Genomic DNA, 16,024 nt, shown 5'->3' on the forward strand with positions numbered 1-16,024 from the left:
GGCCCGGACGGTCCTTTCGGGACGCGGCGTCAGGCGCCCGCGCGGCGCCCGGGCGAGGGCGATTTCCGCCCCGCGCGGCGATCGGTCGGAAATCGCGTGACCCCGCGCGAGTCGCGGTTGACGCGTCCCCGGCCCCGTGGTTTCACCGGCCGCGATGACCATGGTCGTACCTCGGCGCCGGTCGGTCGCCCTCAACCTCGCCAATCTGCTGACCTACGGCCGCGTGGCGGCGGTGCCGGTCGTGGCGGGCCTCCTGTTCTGGCCGCAGGAGCCGACGGCGCGCTTCGCGGCCCTGGCGGTGTTCATCGCCGCGGCCATCACCGACTACCTCGACGGCTACGTGGCGCGCACCTACGCGCAGAGCTCGGCCCTCGGGCGGATGCTCGATCCGATCGCCGACAAGCTCCTGGTCGCCGCCTGCCTGCTGATGCTCGCCGCGGACGGCTCGATCCCCGGCACCTCGCTCTGGGCCGCGATCGTCATCCTGTGCCGGGAGATCCTGGTCTCGGGCCTGCGCGAATACCTCGCCGAGCTGAAGGTCGGGGTGCCGGTGAGCCGCGTCGCCAAGTGGAAGACCGCCGCGCAGCTCGTCTCCCTCGGCTTCCTGATCGCCGGGCCGGCGGGCGAGCGGATCCTGCCCGGCACCGTCACGATCGGGCTGACCCTGCTGTGGATCTCGGCGGCGCTCACCCTCTACACGGGCTGGGACTATCTGCGGGCGGGCCTGCGCCACATGATGGAGGACGACGCCCGATGAAGCTCGTCTACTTCGCCTGGGTGCGCGAGCGGATCGGCCGGCCCGAGGAGAGCGTGGAGCCGCCCGGCTCGGTCGCGACCGTGGCGGACCTCGTGGCCTGGCTCAAGACGCGCGGCGAGGAATACGCCTACGCCTTCGAGAACGAGGGCGTGGTGCGGGCCGCGATCGACAGGGTGCATGCCCGGCCCGAGACGCCGCTCGCGGGGGCGCGGGAGATCGCCTTCTTCCCCCCCATGACCGGCGGCTGATCGGCGCTGCCGGAGCGGAATAGCAGTTGAACGAAATCGCGGCTGCGCGATCTTCACCCGGACCGGCCGGGCAACGAGGATGGCCGGGTTGACGGGGAGGACGATCATGGTGCGCCTGAGGACGCTCGTCTCTGCGTTCGTACTCTGCCTGCCGGCGACGGCGGGCTTCTCGCAGGTCCGGACGGGCCCGGTGCTCGTGCACTGGGGCATGTGCGAGGCGTCGGGGGCCGTGCCGGTGCCGGCCGGCAGCTTCGGCGACCGCTTCCTGGTGGTGAACGACGAGGACAACACCCTGCGCCTCTACAGGGCGGAGGAGACGGGCGCGCCCCTCGCCCTGGCCGGGGCCGACCTCGACCCGGTCTTCGCGCCCAAGCCCGGCGGCAAGGTGAAGAAGGCCGATCTCGAAGGGGCGGCCTGGCTCGGCGGCGACGTGGTGGTGATCGGCTCGCACAGCCGGGACAAGGACGGCGAGGCGGAGGAATCCCGCCGGCAGCTCCTCGCCGTCACGCTCACCGGCGCGCCGGACGCGCCGGTGCTCAAGCGGCGCGGCGCCTCGTTCCGGGGCTTGGCCAAGGCCCTCTCGGACCTCGACCCGCAGCTCGCGGCGCGCATCGCCCTCGACGCCGACAGCAAGCCCGACCTCGCACCGAAGCGGCGGGGCCTCGCGGTCGAGGGGCTCGCGCCCACGGCCGACGGGCAGGGCCTGCTGATCGGGCTGCGCAATCCCCTCAACGCCGACAACGACGCCCTCGTCGTGCCGCTGCAGAACCCCGCCGAGGTGCTGGCGAGCGGCGCCGCGCCCAAGCTCGGCAAGCCGATCGCCCTCGACCTGAAGGGCCGCGGCATCCGCGACATCGCCTACGCGCCCGGCGCCAAGGCCTACTTCATCATCGCGGGCGGCGCCGGGAGCGGCGGCGAGGCCTTCGACCTCTACCGCTGGTCGGGCGAGCCGGGCGCCGCGCCCGCGCGGGTGCCGGGCGCCGCCCAGGCGCTCGCGGGGATTCCCGACTTCCAGCCCGAGGCGCTGCTGGTCGCGCCCGACGGCAGCCGGGTCCGGCTCCTCAGCGACGACGGCGCCTCCTGCCCGGACAAGGCGCCGAAGAGCTTCCGCAGCGTCCTGCTCGACCTGAAATAGAGCCTCGTCCGACGAAGCGGAATCCGGTTCGTCGAAGACGACGCGGCAAGTTCAACGACCTGGATCAAACGACCTGGATCAAACGACCTGGATCAAACGACCTGGAGCAGCGCCCGATCGTCGCGTGATCGGGCGCTGCGCGAGCGGCTCAGCCCGGCATCAGGGCGGCGGAAAACTCGCGCAGATTGTGGCGCATCATGTCCAGGTAGGTCGGGGCCGGACCGTCCGGCTCCGACAGCGCGTCGGAGAAGACGCGCCCGCCGGCCTTGGCGCCGCTCTCGCGGGCGATCTGCTGCATCAGCCGCGGATCGGCGATGTTCTCCAGGAACACCGCCGGGATCTTCTCCCGCTTCACCTGCGCGATGATGCGGGCGACGTCCTTGGCGGTGGCCTCGCTGTCGCTCGACACGCCCTGGGGCGCGATGAAGTGCATGGCGTAGGCGCGGGCGAAGTAGCCGAAGGCGTCGTGCGTGGTGATGACGCGGCGGCGCGCCTCCGGGATCGCGGCGATGCCGGCGCGGATCTCCGCCTCGAGCGCGTCGAGCTTGGCGAGGTAGGCGCTGGCCCGATCCTCGTAGGCCGCCTGGCCCTCCGGGTCGACGCGCACGAGCGCGTCGCGGATCGCCGCCACGTAGAGCTTGGCGTTGGCGACGTTCTGCCACGCGTGCGGGTCGATCGGGTGCGCCTCGTGCCCGCCATGCGCGGGCGCGTCCTCCCGGATCGGGTTGACCCCCGCCGAGGCGACCACCACCGGCGCCCGGGTGCCGGAGGCCTTGACCAGCCGCTCGATCCAGCCCTCGAAGCCGAGCCCGTTCACTACCACGAGTTGCGCATCCGCGAGCTTGCGCGCGTCGCTCGGGGAGGGCGAGAAGGTGTGGGCGTCGCCGTTCGGGCCGACCAGCACCGAGACCGCGACGCGCTCGCCCCCGACCTGATGCACGAGGTCGCCGAGGATCGAGAAGCTCGCGACGGCCTTGAGCGGATCGGCCAGGGCCGGCGCGGCGCCGGACAGCAGCGATGCCAGCGCGAGCGCCGCGATTCTCCACTTCACCATAGGGGTCCCCCGCTTCCTCGAGCGTGGGCAGCTTAGCGGATGCGGCGGAACATGCAACGTTATTACATGGCGATGCCGCTTCTCACTCGGCCGGGACCGCCTGGACGGCGGGCTGGGCCGCCTCGGCCGCCCGGGACGCCGCGAACAGGATCCCGGCGACCATGAGGTAGGCGGCGGCGAGCGCCGGCTTCACCGCGATCCCGACCGCCGGCCCGTGCATGAAGCCGAAGAAGGTCAGCACCGCGCCCGCCAGCGCGAAGCCGGCCGCCCGCCGGAAGTCGCGCTCGATGATGAAGACCGCGACGGCGCCGAGGATCAGCCCGCCCAGGATCGAGCCCTCGCCCAGCACTTCGAGGCCTCCGTAGAGCACCCCCGCCTGGGCGAGCGTGTCGAGCCCGACCGCCGCCGCGCTGGTGCCGGCGGCGCCGAGCGCCCCGTCGATCAGGGTCTTGCCCCAGGCGGCGAGGTGCGGCGCGAAGGCCAGCACGATGGCGGGCGCGTGGTCGTGCGGCGTCTCCTGGAAGGCCTGCGCCCCGATCAGCATGCCGATGTAGAGGAGGATCGGGGCGATCGCCACGACCGGCACGAGGCTCGACAGGAGCGAGATCAGGTTGAGCCAGGCGAGCACCAGGACCACGAGGCCGGTCACGAAGGAGTAGCCGATCCGCCCGCCCATCGCCTTCCAGCCCGGATGGCCGATATAGACGGCGTTGATGAAGGGGTTTCCCATCAGGCAGCCGATCAGGCTCACGACCCCGTCCGCCGTCAGCACGCGCGTGGTCGGGTAGGCGTCGCCCGCGACCTCGGCGCTCTCGACGTTGTCCATCGCCTCGACGAGGTCGTAGATGCCGAAGGGGATCGCCGTCACCAGGATGACGCCGACGAACTGGAAGCCGCCGAAGACGTGGTCGACGGCCGGCAGGGGCACCGCGAAGCCGATCCCGGCGAGCGCGCCGACGAGGCCGCCGCCGCTGACGCCGCCGACGTCGAGGCCGAGGAGCTTGGCGCCCCAGGCGACCACCATGCCGAACAGGATGGCGACGAGCCCGGCCGGCAGGCGGCCCGGGTAGCGCACGCCGCCGAACCACGCGAGCAGGATGATCGCGAAGGCGACGATTCCGATCACCGGGGTCAGGATCAGCTCCAGGGCCGGCCGCATGGCGATGAAGGTGACGGAGACGCCCGCCAGCGTGCCGAGCAGCGCCGCCCGCGGGGTGATGCGCCGCACCAGGGGGGCGACGAAGCCGCCCAGCATCAGGATGAAGCTCTGGATGAACACCCAGGCCAGGCCCGCCTCCCAGCCCTTCACCGGGTCGCCCGTCTGCAGCTTGATCGGCAGCATGATCACGAAGACGACGATGAACATGTGCGGCACGCTGATCCCGGAGGGCAGCGCGCAGACATCCGCGCGGCCGGTCCGTGCCGCCAGCCGCCAGGCCAGCCACGCGTAGTAGGCCGTGGAGAGGCACAGCATCAGGCCGACCGCCGGGAGGATGCGCCCGAAGGTGATCGCGTCCGGCATGCCCAGCACGAAGCGCAGCAGCCCGGTCAGCACCAGCAGGTTGACCAGGATGTTGGTGCCGAAGCCGAACAGCGCGTTCCAGTCCCCCGGCACCCAGAGCGCCGGCCTGAAGCCCGGCGGGGCACTCGTCGCCATCGCCATCCGAAATGCTCCTCTCGCCTGCGCGGCGGCAGCCTCAGGCCGCCCTGATCGCCGCGATCGCCGCGGCGGTGTTCGAGACCCAGCCGAAGATCCCGCCCTGCGCCTTGATCATGGCGAGGCCGACCTCGTGGAAGTGCGGGACGTAGGAGCCGCAGGCATCCGCCAGCACGACGCAGCGGTAGCCGCGGTCGTTGCCCTCCCGCACCGTGGTGTGGACGCAGACCTCGGTGGTGACGCCGCAGACCAGCAGGGTCGCGATGCGCCGGGCAGCCAGGATCTCGCCGAGGGCGGTGGCGTAGAAGGCGCCCTTGCCGGGCTTGTCGATCACCACCTCGCCCGGCGCCGGCGCCAGTTCCGGGATGATGGCGTGGCCCGGCTCGCCGCGGATCAGGATGCGGCCCATCGGTCCGGGCGCGCCGATCCGGGCGCTGGGCGCGCCGCGCGCCACCTTGGCGGGGGGCGCGTCCGAGAGGTCGGGCGCGTGGCCCTCGCGGGTGTGGACGACGAGGAGGCCGACCTCCCGCGCCGCCGCCAGCACCGCCCGGCAGGGGCCGATCGCGGTCCCGAGGAGCCCGACGTCGTTGCCCAGCGTCTCGCCGAAGCCGCCGGGCTCCAGGAAGTCCCGCTGCATGTCGATGATCACCAGGGCCGTGGTCGCCCGGTCGACGGCGAGCGGTGCAGGTTCGGCATCGAGCAGGACGGACACGCGGAGATCCTCGCGGAGGGGACGGGCCGCCGCCCGCACGGTGAGGGGAGGATGGCAGCACGCGAGATCGCATGCATGACGAAAGGTTGGGCCGGGCTGCCGATAGTGGCTGCAAGTGCACCGGATTTGATCTGCTCTGGATGTGAGCGGGCCGCCCGGGCGGGCCCGCGACGTCGCGTCCCGGGCCCGCGGCCCCCGGCGCGGCGTCGGGCCGGGCTTGACGCCTTCGGAGGGGTCGCGTCTGATCCCGGTTCGGCCGCCGCTGGCCGATCAGGGCATGGAGATGGTGCCTCGCGCTTCCGCGGTCCGGCCGCGCCCGAGACGGTTCATGACGGCCGACGATGCGGCGTGCCGCGCCTGCATCGCGCAGATGCGCGCCGTGCCCGAGAGCCTGCCGCATGGCCGGCTGATGGTGGTCGCCTCGACGCCGGTGGTGGAAGCGTTCGGGGGCGGGATCGAGACCCGCTATCTCTGCCTGGATTGCGGCCACACGCTGATGCACTCGACCGGCCGCTTCGGCCAGGGCTGGCATTAGGGCCCCGCGACAGCCGCAGGCGAGGACGCGCGCCGGACGCCGCACCGCGGCAAGATCATTAGTCCGTCCGGCTTAGCCTGCCCCTGCGTCCGCCGGCTGGCGGCCGCAGATGCGAATCTGATATGCCCCGGTGAGCCTCGATGAATACCAGCCCCGCCACTCGCCCTCGATTGTCCGTCCCGGACGTGCACGGTTCGCGTGTTGTCGTCCCCGGAATCGTGATCGGTCGATGCGCCTGCGGGACGGCGGACCGAGGCCGTGAAGGGGGGCGATGATGATCGAGCGGCGGGCGTTACTGAGCGGTCTCGGCGGTATCCTGGGATGCGCGCTCTGCGGAGCGGGCAAGGGCTTCGCGTCGGAGGCGCTGCACTGGAGCTATTCGGGCCCGACCGGGCCGGAGCATTGGGGCGAGCTGGACCACGCGGCGCAGGTCTGCTCGATCGGCGGGCAGCAATCGCCGATCGACATCGTCGCCTCGACCCGCTCGGACCTGCCGGCCGTCGAGCTCGCCTGGAACCCCCTCGCCGGCAAGGTGGTCAATAACGGTCACACGATCCAGGTCGACGTCGCCTCGGGCGGCACGATGGCGGTCGGGCCGGCCCATTACGACCTGCTGCAATTCCACTTCCACGCGCCCAGCGAGCACCGGATCGACGGGCGCAGCTTCCCGATGGAGGTCCACTTCGTCCATCGGGACGCGCAGTCCGGCAGCCTCGGCGTGCTCGGCGTCTTCGTGGTGGCGGGCCGGCCCAACCCGGCCTTCAAGGCGCTGATGGCCGCGCGGCCCGAGCAGCCGGGAAGCGCGGTCCCGGTCCCGCCCGGCACCGACATGACCGCCCTCCTCCCGGCCGGCCGGCGCTACTACGCCTACGAGGGCTCCCTGACCACGCCGCCCTGCAGCGAGACCGTGGATTGGCGCGTCTGCGTCGACCCGATCGAGGTCGACGCGGAGGACATCCGGCGCTTCACCGCGCTCTACCCGATGAATGCGCGCCCGGTGCAGGAGCGCCACCGCCGCTTCGTGCTGGTCTCCGGCTGAGGAGCGCCCCGCCCGGGCCATGCAGCCCGGGCGCGGCAGCGCCCCGCGGGCCCGCATTGCCGGCCCGCGGCGTTCGTAGTAGCGCCGCACTCGCATTCAGTGGGAGGCGCTACCATGGCGCGTGTCGCGCGCGGGGGCCGGGCCGTCGGCGGGCCGGCGTGAAACCCTTCCCGCCCCCGGTCGGCCTCGCTGCGCCGCGCCCCCGCACGGCCCTGGCGGGGATCGCCTGGGCGCTCCTGGCCGTCAGCATCTGGGGCGGCTGGTTCGTGGTGACGCGCCGCGCCGTCGGCAGCGGCGGCAGCCTCGCCCCGGCCGACCTGGTGGCGATCCGCTTCGGCTGCGGCGGGCTTATCCTGCTGCCGGTGGTGCTGCGCCTGCGCCGCCTGTCCCGGCGCGAGGCGGCCGACGCGGCCTGGCTCGTCCTCGGCCAGGGCGCGCCCTTCGCGCTGCTGATCTCGATCGGCCTGCGCTACGCGCCGGCCGGCCACGGCGCGGCCCTCACGCCGGGCACCATGCCGCTGATGGCCGCCGCCCTCGGCATCGCGCTGCTGGGCGACCGGCCCGGACGCGTCGCGCTCCTCGGGCTCGGCCTGATCCTGGCCGGGGCCCTGACCCTGGCGGGTGCCGCGACGACGGGCGACGAACTGCTGGGCGACGCCATGTTCCTGACCGCGGCCCTCCTCTGGGCGCTCGGCACGGTGCGGATGCGCCGCTCGGCCCTGCGTCCCGTCGAGGCCACCGCCCTGATCTGCGTCGTCTCGCTGGTCGGCTACCTGCCGCCCTACTTCGCGCTGGGGCTCTCCCGCCTGCGCGAGGCCGGGGCGGCCGAACTGGCCCTGCAGGTCGCCTATCAGGGCGTGCTGGTGAGCGTCGTCGGGCTCATCGCCTTCAACCGCTCGCTCGCCCTGATCGGCCGGCGCACCCCCGCCTTCACGGCGCTGGTGCCGGCGATCGCGACCCTGCTGGCGATCCCGGTCCTCGGCGAGGTCCCGAGCCTGCCGGCCGCCGCCGCCGTCGCGGCGATCGGCCTCGGGGTGCTGCTGACGACGCGCGGCTGAGGCGGGGTCATACCCAATCCGCTCGATCCCTTCGGGATGGCGGGTTCGGGCTTCGCTCAGGCGCCGCGCGGGCTCGTGGTCCGGGATCCGCTGCGATCAACCGGATCCCGGATCACTCCCGCTTGAGCAGGCGGTCGACGAGCATGTCCGACCAGAAGCCGGCCCGGAACTCCCGCTGCAGGGCCTCCGGGTCGTAGACGGTCTCGACCCATTCGAGGAAGCTCAGCCCGCGCCTCTCGCCCTGCGCGAGGTAGCTCTCGAAGAAGGCGTCGAGGATGCCGGTCTTGGCGAAGCGGAAATGCCCGAAGCGCGGGGAGAGCTGGCGCGCCGCCTCGGCCACCGGCCGGCCCTCGTGCAGGATCAGGTAGAGCGCCGCCGCGAAGCCCGCCCGGTCCGCCCCGGACTTGCAGTGCAGCAGGGCCGGGTACTCGACGCTGGCGAAGAAGTCCCGGGCCCCGAGCAGCATCTCGCGGTTCGGTGCCTCCCGCGAGCGCACCACGAATTCCCGCAGCACCAGCCCCTCGCGCTCGCATGCCTCGCGCTGGAGCTGCCAGGAGCCGTGCTCGCGCCCGCCGCGCAGGGACACGATGGTGCGCACGCCGTGGCGCTTGAACCAGGAGAAATCGTGCGGCGCCGGCTGCGCGGAGCGCCAGACCAGGCCGCGACCGACCCGGTGCCGGTTGAGATAGGCCAAGCGCAGCACGCCGTGGTCGACGAGCAGCATGTTGACCCAGGCGCGCAGGCGGCTCCGGCGTCCGGCGATCGGCTTCTCCCAGCGGGCGATGCGGGCCATGCGCCGGGCGTAGCGGGTCTCGGGCGAGAGGAAGCGGTTGAACACGCGGTCTGGATCGTTGCGAGAGACGGTCGGGCCGGCGCGGAGCCGCGGCGAGTCCGCCCACCCGCCGGTGTCCTGACAAGCCTTGCCCTGTAGCAGCCGCGTGGCGGCTCCGCAACGACGCGACGCGATGCGAGCCGGCTCACAACCGTGGCATTGCACTTGCTCGGATTCCTCCCGCATCCTGGCGGCCACACCCGCCGCGCGGGCGCCGGGTCGGAGGAGGATTCACCGTGAGCACGCAGGTCGTCAGCATCCGCCGGGCGCGGCAGCACGATGCCGGGATGCTGTCGGAGGTCTTCGACGCCGCGTGGCGGGAGGCCTATCAGGGCATCATTCCGGGCGTCGCCCTCGACCGCATGCTGGCCCGCCGCGGGCCGGCCTGGTGGCGGGCCACGCTGGGCCGGGGCCGGCCCCTGGTGGTGCTGGAGGTCGGCGAGGCCGTCGTCGGCTACGTCTCCTACGGGCGCTGCCGCGACCGCTCCCTGAAGGCGGAGGGCGAGATCGACGAGATCTACCTCGCGCCCTCCTACCAGGGGCTCGGCTACGGCACGCGCCTGTTCCGGGCCGTGCGCAACGACCTGCGCGACCGCGACGTGGCCCGCCTCGCCCTGTGGTCCCTGGCGGAGAACGGGCGGGCGCGCGCCTTCTACGAGCGCATGGGCGGGACGGTCGTGGCGGAGGCCGTCGACCGGATCGCGGGCGCGACCCTGGCCAAGGTCGCTTACCTCTTCGCGTGAGGCCCCGCGCGCGGGCGCATCGCCCGGCGCACCGTCGACGGTGCCGCACGATCAGCCGTCGAGAACTGGGCCAGAGGGCCGCCCGACCGCCGTCCGCCCAAGTCGAGACCAAGCTCAACGCGCTTGTCTTGACCGGCCCGGGTCTCTAAGCACCGAGCGACCCGGGGCACGGCGCCCCGCAGGGAAGGAGTGCGGTCATGCGTCTCGACGCCGTTTCCATCGGCAAGAGCCCGCCCGACGACGTGAACGTCGTCATCGAAGTGCCGGTCGGCGGCGAGCCGATCAAGTACGAGATGGACAAGGAGGCCGGGACGCTGGTCGTCGATCGCTTCCTGTACACGGCGATGCACTATCCGGGGAATTACGGCTTCATCCCGCACACCCTGTCGGGCGACGGCGACCCCTGCGACGTGCTGATCGCCAACACCCGCGCGATCGTCCCGGGAGCGATCATGAGCGTGCGCCCGGTCGGCGTGCTGGTGATGGAGGACAATGCCGGCGAGGACGAGAAGATCGTCGCGGTCCCCTCCCGCCACCTCACCAAGCGCTACGACCGGATCGAGAACTACACCGACCTGCCCGACATCACGCTGCACCAGATCCAGCACTTCTTCGAGCACTACAAGGATCTGGAGCCCGGGAAGTGGGTGAAGATCGTGCGCTGGGGCGACAAGGCCGAGGCGCACCGGCTGATCCTGGAGGGGATCGAGCGGGCCAAGACCGGCAAGGCCTAAGCACCGGCAAGGCCTAAGGAGCGGCAAGGCCTGAGCCGGGGCCTCAGCGGGCCCGCACCCCGCCCTCGTCCCACGCGCTCCAGGCGAAGACCTCGCGACCGGCGCCGTCCGTGACCCGGACGGTCTCCGCGATCGGGCCGAGGCGCTGAGGCACCCGGGCGCGGCGAAACAGCCGCAGCGCCCGCTCGCGGGCCGCCTCGAGCCCGGAGACGCGGATCGAGGCCCGCTGGACCAGGCCTTCCGGCCCCGTGACTTCGATGTGGAAGGTCTCGCGCAACGACGGGCTCCTCGGGGGCGCCCTCCATAAGGCACCCGGACCCGTCCCGCCAGGGCCGCTCAGGTCCTGAGCACCGGCTCCTGCACGTCGCCGCCGCCGCGCCGGGCCAGGTAGGCGGGCTGGAACAGGCACATCCGCACCGCGTCCCGGTAGCGCCCGTTCACGAAGAACTCGTCCTTCAGCACGCCCTCGATCGTGAAGCCGGCCCGCTCGTAGATCCCCACCGCCCGCCGGTTGTCCTTGTCCACGTGCAAGTAGAGCTTGTGGATGTTGAGGACGCTGAACGCGTAGTCGATGGCGATGCGGGTGGCCTGCGAGGCGTAGCCGCGGCCCTGGAAGGCCGGGTGGATGGCGATCTGGAACTCGCAGCGGCGGTGGAGATGGTTGATCTCCACGAGCTCGACCATGCCGGCCCGCTCCGCCTCGGGCGAGCCCACGATGAAGCGCCGCTCGGTCTGGTTGTGGATGTTGCGCTCGTAGAGCTGCGCGAGTTCGGCGAAGGATTCGTAGGCCTCCTCGAACCAGTAGCGCATGATGCTGTCGTTGTTGTTCAGCTGGTGGACGAAGAGCAGGTCCTCGCGCTCCAGCGGCCGCAATTTCACGGTCATGGGGATCCCGGCCGGCAGGCTGTCCTCGCGGTCGGGATCCTAATCGCGCGTCGCGGTTCCGTCACTCACCCGGGACCGGCCGGACCACGCCCGGGGCGGCGCTCGTCCCGGCCCGGCGGTAGATCAGGACCGTCGCGACCAGTCCGGCGAGGCCGCCGAACGCCATCCAGAGGCCCGGCGCCGCCTTGTCGCCGGTGACCTTGATGAGCCAGGTCGAGACGGCGGGCGTGAAGCCGCCGAACAGGGCGGTGGCCAGCGAGTAGGCGAGCGAGAAGCCGGCCGTGCGCACGCTCACCGGCACGATCTCGGTCAGCGCCACCACCATGGCGCCGTTGTAGCTGCCGTACAGGAAGGACAGCCACAGCAGCACGATCAGCATGTTGAGGAACGAGACGTGGCCGACGAGCCAGAGCAGCGCCGGGTAGGCGGTGAGCGCCGCGAGGCCCGAGAAGGCGATCAGCAGGGGCTTGCGGCCGACCCGGTCGCAGAGCGCGCCCATCACCGGCAGCCAAACGAAGTTCGAGACCGCGACGCAGAAGGTGACGACGAGGCTGTCGGTCGCCGAGAGCTTCAGCACGTCCTTGCCGAAGGTCGGGGTGTAGACCGTGATCGTGTAGAAGGAGATCGTCGTCATCGCGACGAGGAGCATGCCGAGCAGCACGATGCGCCAGTTCTGCCCGAGCGAGCGCGCGATCTCGCGGCCGCTCGGCCGGTGGCGCCGCTGCAGGAATTCCTGGGTCTCCTCCAGCGAGCGGCGGACGTAGAACAGGAACGGCACGATCAGGCAGCCGATGAAGAACGGCACCCGCCAGCCCCAATCCTGCATCTGCGGCGGCAGCAGCGCGAGGTTGAGGGCGTAGCCGATCAGCGCCGCCACCATGATGGCGACCTGCTGGCTCGCCGATTGCCACGCCACGTAGAAGCCCTTGCGGCCCGGCGTCGCCATCTCCGAGAGGTAGACCGAGACGCCGCCGAGTTCGACGCCCGCCGAGAAGCCCTGCAGCAGCCGCCCGATCAGGACCAGGAGGGGCGCCGCGAGGCCGATCGTCTCGTAGGCGGGCACGAAGGCGATCAGGATCGTGCCCATCGCCATGATGCCGAGCGTGACGATGAGGCCCCTCCTCCGCCCGACCCGGTCCACGTAGGCGCCCAGGAAGACGGCCCCGAGCGGGCGCATCAGGAAGCCGGCCCCGAAGGTCACGAAGGTCAGCAGCAGGGAGGCGACCTCGTTCCCGGCCGGGAAGAACGCCTTGGAGATGTAGCTGGCGTAGAACCCGAACAGGAAGAAGTCGAACATCTCCAGGAAGTTGCCGCTCGTGACGCGCAGCACCGTGGCGATCTTCGAGGCGGACGGATCGGGGGCTGGACCTGCCACCGGGGAACTCCCTCCCTGGGCGGGACGTGCGCCATCCCTATCGCCAGAGTTGAACGTCCGATAGGGACTTTTCATCCCGCGCCCGTCCGGGATTTCCGCCCGGCGCGGCCCGGCCGGGGACAGCCCCGGCGGCGGGCGCGAGGCCCGCCCCGCGCCGCCGCCGCTCAGCCGGCCAGGGCGGCCAGCACCCGGGCCCAGCTGCGAATGCCCTTGTGGAAGCTCTTCAGGTCGTACTTCTCGTTCGGCGAGTGCACGCGGTCGTCGTCGAGTCCGAAGCCGATCAGCAGCGTGTCGAGGCCGAGGCTGCGCTTGAAATCCCCGACGATCGGGATCGAGCCTCCCGAGCCGATCGTGGCCGGGGCGACGCCCCACTCGTCCTCCAGCGCCCGCCGGGCCGCCCCCAGGGCCGGCATGTCGAAGGGCAGCGCGATGGCGCGCGAGCCCTTGTGCGTCACGACCCGCGCCGTGCAATCCGCCGGCACCCGCGCCGCCACGAAGGTGCGGAAGCTCGCCGCCACCGCCTCGGGATCCTGGTCCTCGACGAGGCGGAACGAGATCTTGGCGCTCGCCTCCGCGGGGATCACCGTCTTGGTGCCCTCCCCGGTATAGCCGCCGACGATCCCGTTCGCGTCGCAGGTCGGGCGCGACTGCACCTGCTCGATCAGCATGCGGTCGCGCTCGCCCGCCGACGCCTTGAGCCCGATCGGCCCCAGGAAGTTCTCGGGGGTCAGGCCGAGGGCGCGCCAGCTCTCCAGCACCGCGGCGGGCGGCTCGCGCACCGCGTCGTAGAAGCCCGGCAGGGTGACGCGGCCCTCGGCGTCGTGCAGGTCGGCGACGATGCGCGACAGGACGTGGATCGGGTTCGCGGCGGCGCCCCCGAACAGGCCCGAATGCAGGTCGCGGTCGGCGCAGCGCACGAACACCTCGAAATAGGCGAGCCCGCGCAGCGAGGTGGTGATGGCCGGGGTGTTGCTGTCCCACATGCCGGTGTCGCAGACCAGGGCGAGGTCGGCCCTCAGCTCCGCGCGGTTCGCCTCCACCCATTCGGGCAGGAACTGCGAGCCGTTCTCCTCCGCCCCCTCGATCAGCAGCGTGACCCCGACCGGGAGCTCGCCCGCCACCGCCTTCCAGGCCCGGCAGGCCTCCACGAAGGTCATCACCTGTCCCTTGTCGTCGCAGGCGCCCCGCGCGCTGATCGCCCGGCGCCCGTCCGGCAGCGTCTTGAGCCGCGGCTCGAAGGGGGGCACTTCCCAGAGGTCGAGGGGATCGACCGGCTGCACGTCGTAATGGCCGTAGAACAGCACGTGCGGGGCGCCGGGCTTGGGGCAATGCGCCAGCACGACCGGATGCCCGCCGGTCTCGCGCAGCGAGGCGTCGAAGCCGATCGCCGCGAGGTCTCCCGTCAGCCACTCGGCCGCGCGCCGGCACTCCGCCGCGTAGGCCGGATCGGTCGAGATCGACGGGATCCGCAGGAAGGCGAAGAGCCGCTCCAGCGAGGTGTCGAGGTCGCGGTCGATGTCGGCGAGGATCGGGTCGAGAGCGGGCATGCGGCTCCTCCATCAGGGCCGCGAAGGGGTATCCCAGAGTCTTGCCGGCTTGAACCCCGTCCGGCGCGGGACGGGGGCCGCGGCGCCGCGGCTCCCCTGCGGAACGCGGTCAGCTTGGAATCGTTATGGCTGCGATCCGACGGAACCCGGCCCCGGGGCCGGCCACCAGGGAGTTCCGAGGCGTGAGCGAGAGCGGCACCAGCGCGGACGGCGAGCGGGTCGCCGTCACGCTGACGATCAACGGCGAGGAGCGCCAGCTCCGGGTCGCCCCCTGGACCAGCCTCCTCGACCTGCTGCGCGAGGAGCTCGATCTCACCGGCACCAAGAAGGGCTGCGACCACGGCCAGTGCGGCGCCTGCACCATCATCGTCGACGGGCGGCGGATCAATGCCTGCCTCGCCCTCGCGGTGATGAGGGACGGGGCGTCGGTCACGACGATCGAGGGCCTGTCGTCGGGCGCGCTGCACCCGCTCCAGGCGGCCTTCATCGCGCGCGACGCCTTCCAGTGCGGCTACTGCACGCCCGGCCAGATCATGTCGGCCCTGGCGCTGATCGAGGAGGGAAGGGCCCGCAGCCGCGAGGAGATCCGCGAATACATGAGCGGCAATCTCTGCCGCTGCGGCGCCTACACCAACATCGTGGACGCGATCGAGGACGTGCTCAACGCCCGCGCGGGCGCCGGGCAGGAGGCCGCGGAATGAACCGCTTCGCCTACATGCGCGCCGGCAGCGTGGCCGAGGCGGTGAGCGCCCTCGCCGCCGATCCGGCCGCCCGGATCATCGCCGGGGGCACCAACCTCGTCGACCTGATGAAGTACAATGTCGAGCGGCCCGACCGGCTGATCGACATCACCCGCCTGCCCCTGGCGGAGATCGAGCCGCTCCAGGGGGGCCTGCGCATCGGCGCCCTGGTCCCGAACAGCGCGGTCGCGGAGGATCCGCGCGTCGCGGAGCGCTACCCGCTGCTGGCGAGCGCCATCCTGGCCGGGGCGTCGCCGCAGCTGCGCAACGCCGCCTCGACCGGCGGGAACCTGCTGCAGCGGACGCGCTGCTACTACTTCTACGACGAGGGCACGCCCTGCAATAAGAGGGTGCCCGGCAGCGGCTGCCCGGCGATCAGCGGCGTCAACCGCATCCACGCCATCCTGGGCACCTCCGACCAGTGCATCGCCACGCACCCCTCCGACATGTGCGTGGCGCTGGCCGCCCTCGACGCCGTGGTGCAGGTGGAGGGACGCGGGGGCCGCCGCGCGATCCCCTTCGGCGACCTCCACCGGCTGCCCGGCGACGCGCCCGAGCGCGACACCACCCTCGCGGCCGACGAGATCGTGCTCTCGGTCGACCTGCCGGCCGAGAGCTTCCCGCACCACTATACGTACCTGAAGCTGCGCGACCGCCTCTCCTACGCCTTCGCCCTGGTCTCGGTGGCGGCGGCGCTGGAGCTGGAGGGCGACACGATCCGCTCCGCGCGCCTCGCGCTCGGCGGCGTGGCGCACAAGCCCTGGCGCAACCGGGAGGCGGAGGCGGGCCTGGCGGGCCGGCCCGCGACGCCGGAGAGCTTCCGGGCCGCCGCCGACCTGATCCTCGCCGAGGCGAGGCCCTACAAGCACAACGCGTTCAAGATCGAACTCGCGCGGCGCGCGATCGTGCGCGGCCTCGCGCAGGCCGCCGCCGGCACGCCGCAATCGCAGACCGACAAGCGCATCCGCTGAGG

Annotated in this window: 18 protein-coding genes; 10 read left to right on the plus strand and 8 right to left on the minus strand. The window is 72.3% G+C overall.

What is annotated here, in order from left to right:
- The first annotated feature begins 154 nt into the window (after nt 1–154).
- The 3 genes from pgsA to QA634_RS13460 all read left to right on the plus strand — a co-directional run bounded on the left by pgsA (nt 155) and on the right by QA634_RS13460 (nt 2,140).
- Nucleotides 155–757 carry a CDP-diacylglycerol--glycerol-3-phosphate 3-phosphatidyltransferase gene (gene pgsA, locus QA634_RS13450; protein WP_026190647.1) on the plus strand — a complete coding sequence of 201 codons (603 nt, stop codon included), beginning with the start codon at nt 155–157 and terminating at the stop codon, nt 755–757.
- Nucleotides 754–1,005 (plus strand): molybdopterin converting factor subunit 1, encoded by a 252-nt coding sequence (gene moaD / locus QA634_RS13455; protein ID WP_012332499.1) that lies wholly within the window; start codon nt 754–756, stop codon nt 1,003–1,005. The genes pgsA and moaD overlap by 4 nt, the downstream gene beginning before the upstream one ends.
- 106 nt (nt 1,006–1,111) lie before the next feature.
- Entirely contained in the window at nt 1,112–2,140 is a 1,029-nt protein-coding gene (locus tag QA634_RS13460) for a DUF3616 domain-containing protein (protein ID WP_012332500.1), read from the plus strand.
- 148 nt (nt 2,141–2,288) lie between these two features.
- On the opposite strand, the gene QA634_RS13465 is transcribed toward QA634_RS13460, so the two are convergent.
- From QA634_RS13465 to QA634_RS13475, 3 genes are all read right to left on the minus strand, one after another.
- Nucleotides 2,289–3,194 (minus strand): metal ABC transporter substrate-binding protein, encoded by a 906-nt coding sequence (locus tag QA634_RS13465; protein WP_012332501.1) that lies wholly within the window; start codon nt 3,192–3,194, stop codon nt 2,289–2,291.
- A gap of 82 nt (nt 3,195–3,276) precedes the next feature.
- Nucleotides 3,277–4,857 (minus strand): hypothetical protein, encoded by a 1,581-nt coding sequence (locus QA634_RS13470; RefSeq protein ID WP_012332502.1) that lies wholly within the window; start codon nt 4,855–4,857, stop codon nt 3,277–3,279.
- 34 nt (nt 4,858–4,891) lie between these two features.
- On the minus strand, nt 4,892–5,563 hold the full coding sequence (locus QA634_RS13475; RefSeq protein ID WP_012332503.1) for a cysteine hydrolase family protein: 672 nt from the start codon (nt 5,561–5,563) through the stop codon (nt 4,892–4,894).
- 328 nt (nt 5,564–5,891) lie between these two features.
- Between QA634_RS13475 and QA634_RS13480 the strand changes: the two genes are divergently transcribed.
- The 3 genes from QA634_RS13480 to QA634_RS13490 all read left to right on the plus strand — a co-directional run bounded on the left by QA634_RS13480 (nt 5,892) and on the right by QA634_RS13490 (nt 8,195).
- Nucleotides 5,892–6,098, plus strand: coding sequence for a hypothetical protein (locus QA634_RS13480; RefSeq protein ID WP_018260826.1), 207 nt, complete (start codon nt 5,892–5,894; stop codon nt 6,096–6,098).
- A 271-nt stretch (nt 6,099–6,369) separates the two neighbouring features.
- The gene (locus QA634_RS13485; RefSeq protein WP_012332505.1) at nt 6,370–7,137 is read left to right on the plus strand and encodes a carbonic anhydrase; all 768 of its coding nucleotides are present in this window, start codon (nt 6,370–6,372) and stop codon (nt 7,135–7,137) included.
- Nucleotides 7,138–7,295: 158 nt separating this feature from the next.
- Nucleotides 7,296–8,195 carry a DMT family transporter gene (locus tag QA634_RS13490; protein WP_012332506.1) on the plus strand — a complete coding sequence of 300 codons (900 nt, stop codon included), beginning with the start codon at nt 7,296–7,298 and terminating at the stop codon, nt 8,193–8,195.
- Nucleotides 8,196–8,307: 112 nt separating this feature from the next.
- Here QA634_RS13490 and QA634_RS13495 read toward each other — a convergent pair whose 3' ends face one another.
- Nucleotides 8,308–9,033: a fused DSP-PTPase phosphatase/NAD kinase-like protein gene (locus QA634_RS13495; protein WP_012332507.1), complete on the minus strand. Its 726-nt coding sequence runs from the start codon at nt 9,031–9,033 to the stop codon at nt 8,308–8,310.
- 230 nt (nt 9,034–9,263) lie between these two features.
- Between QA634_RS13495 and QA634_RS13500 the strand changes: the two genes are divergently transcribed.
- Nucleotides 9,264–9,770, plus strand: a complete 507-nt coding sequence (locus tag QA634_RS13500) for a GNAT family N-acetyltransferase (protein WP_012332508.1) — start codon at nt 9,264–9,266, stop codon at nt 9,768–9,770.
- A 197-nt stretch (nt 9,771–9,967) separates the two neighbouring features.
- Nucleotides 9,968–10,504 (plus strand): inorganic diphosphatase, encoded by a 537-nt coding sequence (gene ppa / locus QA634_RS13505; RefSeq protein WP_012332509.1) that lies wholly within the window; start codon nt 9,968–9,970, stop codon nt 10,502–10,504.
- 43 nt (nt 10,505–10,547) lie between these two features.
- Here ppa and QA634_RS13510 read toward each other — a convergent pair whose 3' ends face one another.
- From QA634_RS13510 to QA634_RS13525, 4 genes are all read right to left on the minus strand, one after another.
- Nucleotides 10,548–10,781 (minus strand): hypothetical protein, encoded by a 234-nt coding sequence (locus QA634_RS13510; RefSeq protein ID WP_012332510.1) that lies wholly within the window; start codon nt 10,779–10,781, stop codon nt 10,548–10,550.
- Between the two features lie 59 nt (nt 10,782–10,840).
- Entirely contained in the window at nt 10,841–11,389 is a 549-nt protein-coding gene (speG, locus tag QA634_RS13515; RefSeq protein WP_012332511.1) for a spermidine N1-acetyltransferase, read from the minus strand.
- Nucleotides 11,390–11,450: 61 nt separating this feature from the next.
- The gene (locus tag QA634_RS13520) at nt 11,451–12,764 is read right to left on the minus strand and encodes an MFS transporter (protein WP_012332512.1); all 1,314 of its coding nucleotides are present in this window, start codon (nt 12,762–12,764) and stop codon (nt 11,451–11,453) included.
- Nucleotides 12,765–12,928: 164 nt separating this feature from the next.
- The gene (locus QA634_RS13525; RefSeq protein WP_012332513.1) at nt 12,929–14,311 is read right to left on the minus strand and encodes a M20/M25/M40 family metallo-hydrolase; all 1,383 of its coding nucleotides are present in this window, start codon (nt 14,309–14,311) and stop codon (nt 12,929–12,931) included.
- Between the two features lie 125 nt (nt 14,312–14,436).
- Between QA634_RS13525 and QA634_RS13530 the strand changes: the two genes are divergently transcribed.
- On the plus strand, nt 14,437–15,012 hold the full coding sequence (locus QA634_RS13530) for a (2Fe-2S)-binding protein (protein WP_415926907.1): 576 nt from the start codon (nt 14,437–14,439) through the stop codon (nt 15,010–15,012).
- Nucleotides 15,009–16,022 (plus strand): FAD binding domain-containing protein, encoded by a 1,014-nt coding sequence (locus tag QA634_RS13535; protein WP_012332515.1) that lies wholly within the window; start codon nt 15,009–15,011, stop codon nt 16,020–16,022. Before QA634_RS13530 ends, QA634_RS13535 begins: the two co-directional genes overlap by 4 nt.
- Nucleotides 16,023–16,024: the final 2 nt, after the last annotated feature.

Source organism: Methylobacterium sp. CB376 (genome assembly GCF_029714205.1).
In the GTDB taxonomy this organism is placed as follows: Bacteria; Pseudomonadota; Alphaproteobacteria; order Rhizobiales; family Beijerinckiaceae; genus Methylobacterium.

What these genes read in the sequence shown, in the direction of transcription:
- pgsA (WP_026190647.1), top strand. Translation starts at nt 155, where the DNA reads ATGACCATGGTCGTACCTCGGCGCCGGTCGGTCGCCCTCAACCTCGCC.
- moaD (WP_012332499.1), top strand. Translation starts at nt 754, where the DNA reads ATGAAGCTCGTCTACTTCGCCTGGGTGCGCGAGCGGATCGGCCGGCCC.
- QA634_RS13460 (WP_012332500.1), top strand. Translation starts at nt 1,112, where the DNA reads ATGGTGCGCCTGAGGACGCTCGTCTCTGCGTTCGTACTCTGCCTGCCG.
- QA634_RS13465 (WP_012332501.1), bottom strand. Translation starts at nt 3,194, where the DNA reads ATGGTGAAGTGGAGAATCGCGGCGCTCGCGCTGGCATCGCTGCTGTCC.
- QA634_RS13470 (WP_012332502.1), bottom strand. Translation starts at nt 4,857, where the DNA reads ATGGCGATGGCGACGAGTGCCCCGCCGGGCTTCAGGCCGGCGCTCTGG.
- QA634_RS13480 (WP_018260826.1), top strand. Translation starts at nt 5,892, where the DNA reads ATGACGGCCGACGATGCGGCGTGCCGCGCCTGCATCGCGCAGATGCGC.
- QA634_RS13485 (WP_012332505.1), top strand. Translation starts at nt 6,370, where the DNA reads ATGATGATCGAGCGGCGGGCGTTACTGAGCGGTCTCGGCGGTATCCTG.
- ppa (WP_012332509.1), top strand. Translation starts at nt 9,968, where the DNA reads ATGCGTCTCGACGCCGTTTCCATCGGCAAGAGCCCGCCCGACGACGTG.
- speG (WP_012332511.1), bottom strand. Translation starts at nt 11,389, where the DNA reads ATGACCGTGAAATTGCGGCCGCTGGAGCGCGAGGACCTGCTCTTCGTC.
- QA634_RS13525 (WP_012332513.1), bottom strand. Translation starts at nt 14,311, where the DNA reads ATGCCCGCTCTCGACCCGATCCTCGCCGACATCGACCGCGACCTCGAC.
- QA634_RS13530 (WP_415926907.1), top strand. Translation starts at nt 14,437, where the DNA reads ATGGCTGCGATCCGACGGAACCCGGCCCCGGGGCCGGCCACCAGGGAG.
- QA634_RS13535 (WP_012332515.1), top strand. Translation starts at nt 15,009, where the DNA reads ATGAACCGCTTCGCCTACATGCGCGCCGGCAGCGTGGCCGAGGCGGTG.